The sequence below is a fragment of the Planktothrix sp. FACHB-1355 genome, assembly GCF_014748295.1.
Classification (GTDB): Bacteria; Cyanobacteriota; Cyanobacteriia; order Cyanobacteriales; family Aerosakkonemataceae; genus Aerosakkonema; species Aerosakkonema funiforme_A.
Genome location: NZ_JACJUP010001204.1, coordinates 1 through 2,089 on the forward strand (window position 1 = coordinate 1; position 2,089 = coordinate 2,089).

The 2,089-nt window shown below is 40.4% G+C and carries 3 protein-coding genes; all 3 read right to left on the minus strand.

Translation table 11 applies throughout. From position 1 onward, the window contains the following. Positions 1-164 precede the first annotated feature (164 nt). Positions 165-386, minus strand: coding sequence for a type II toxin-antitoxin system HicB family antitoxin (locus tag H6S82_RS30770; RefSeq protein WP_190471782.1), 222 nt, complete (start codon positions 384-386; stop codon positions 165-167). Between the two features lie 2 nt (positions 387-388). After that, on the minus strand, positions 389-646 hold the full coding sequence (locus H6S82_RS30775) for a type II toxin-antitoxin system HicA family toxin (protein ID WP_190471780.1): 258 nt from the start codon (positions 644-646) through the stop codon (positions 389-391). A gap of 27 nt (positions 647-673) precedes the next feature. Next, positions 674-2,089: protein kinase (locus H6S82_RS30780; RefSeq protein ID WP_191057295.1), on the minus strand; the 1,416-nt coding region annotated here is incomplete at its 5' end.

The window sequence follows — 2,089 nt, forward strand, 5'->3', positions numbered from 1 at the left end:
AACTATTCCGAATATCCGCTTCTATTTGGGCAATCAGTTCATCAAGTGCTAAATTGAGATTATCAAATTGGCGGCAGACTTCGCGCATTCTAGTAACAGTTTGCTTCACTTTCTCTGGATCGGGAAGGGGAGGTTCTTGAGTCATAGTAAGTTCCAAGATAATTTTATATTCCCACTTGGTATATAGCTGGTCGATATCTAGGCAGGGGAATCGGTTTTCCTTCAACTTTCGCGGTTTCCAGCCATACAGCTTTCGCAATTAGGACTTCCCGCACAGCTTCCTCTGGTGTTTCGCCAAAAGCAGAACAGTATTTTAAGTCAGGTATATCCGCAATGTAACCTTCATCCTCTTCACTATAGAATACATTGATGTGATAATCTTTCATAGTTACTCTGTTTCATCCTCCAGTTGAAGATTATACTGTTCTATCAGTAACAAAAATTGGCGGACTTGGTATGGTGTTATTTTACCTTTCTTATTTTGAATATTAACTATTTCTGGAATTTCAGGATGGCTAAAGATGTGATGGCTGCCATTGATGCGCGATAGACGAAACCCAAAGGCTTCAATCAGTGTCACCATTTCATTAAACTGGATATTTTTCGATCCAGATAGAACTTTTTCAAGTAGCTTACGTTTTTTCATCCCGAATTTTCCTTTCGCTACTTGTGGTTATGGCTTAATCAAATGTTGCTGAGACTGTTGATATTTAACAATGAGCCTACGTCGTCTTAAAATGGGATAAAAAATCATTGTAGCTAATGGTAAACCTGTTCCTGCTAGTGCCAATATTATTAACAGATTCAAAAATCCAACTATAAAGCCAATTCCTAAGCTAATTCCTAACCCCACTGTTAGTATTGAGATAACCACAACAAACCATTCAGTTACTAAATTTTTAGCGATAGTTCTAGCCACCAAACCAGCTATAAACCCAACCACACTCACAACTACAATCCAAACCAACGCCATAAAAAAGGGGACATCTCCCTTCGCCAAAGCTAGACTCGACCCTATCAGCCCACAGATGCTTCCAGCTACAGATCCTGCCATCATCCCAACCACCAACTCAACCACAGAGCTTCCCTTACCGCTTTTAGTCGAATATCCAGCTAGAGCCCCAAGTCCAAATCCCAATCCGCCATCAATCGAAGCTTCAGTAACAGCCCCAGCAAAAACCCCAATCAAAGCCCCAATGCCAGCCCCAAACGCTGCCCCAGGCATACCCCAAGCTAAAGCCCCAACCCAAGCTACCCCAAAACAAGTTACAAACAGCACAGATAGGGAACCATAAGGCAATTGTTTATTGGCAATAGGCAGTGGAGCCGTTTGAACTTTAACCGTTAAAATATAAGTATTTGGCGATGAATTCGTATGCAATAAAATTTGCCTCTCACCAGCTTGATCTGCCTGCAATTTGCTAGTATCTACAGTAATTTTGCAATCAATTTGATCACTCGCAAACTGAGCAGGTGAAAATGAAATCCAAGCATGGGTATTTGGCGTATGTGGTGGATCGTTGGGATGCGGTGCTACTTCCCATCTACCCTCTAGCAGGGTGTCAGGAATAGAGTTAGTAATTTTAATTGTTTGAGTTAGTATTTGATTTATTTTTGTGGCTGTAAATGTCAAACTAGATTGGCTTAATCGAACTTCTGGTATAAATTCTTTAATTACCTCATCTGCTGATTGATATCGTTCTCTTACTGACTCTTTAAGAAGTTTGTCTAAAATTTGTCCCAAGTGAGAACTAATCGGTTTTGCTAGATGCTGTCGCCATATCCAGTAATCCTGCTGAGGATCGTAGAGATTATGAGGAGGAATTCTCGTCAATAAATGAATACAACTAGCAGCTAAACTATAAAGGTCAGTAGCCGGATAAACTTTTCCATACTGTACTTGTTCTTTTGGTGCATATCCAGGCGTACCTACCAATACGCTAACTGTTGTACCTGCTTGACCAGAATAAGTTGTTGTGAATTCCTTCGCAATGCCAAAGTCGATCAGCACCAATTGGCGATCGCTCTTTCGACGCATTATATTCTGAGGCTTAATATCCCGATGAATAACATTTTTATCATGAATAAA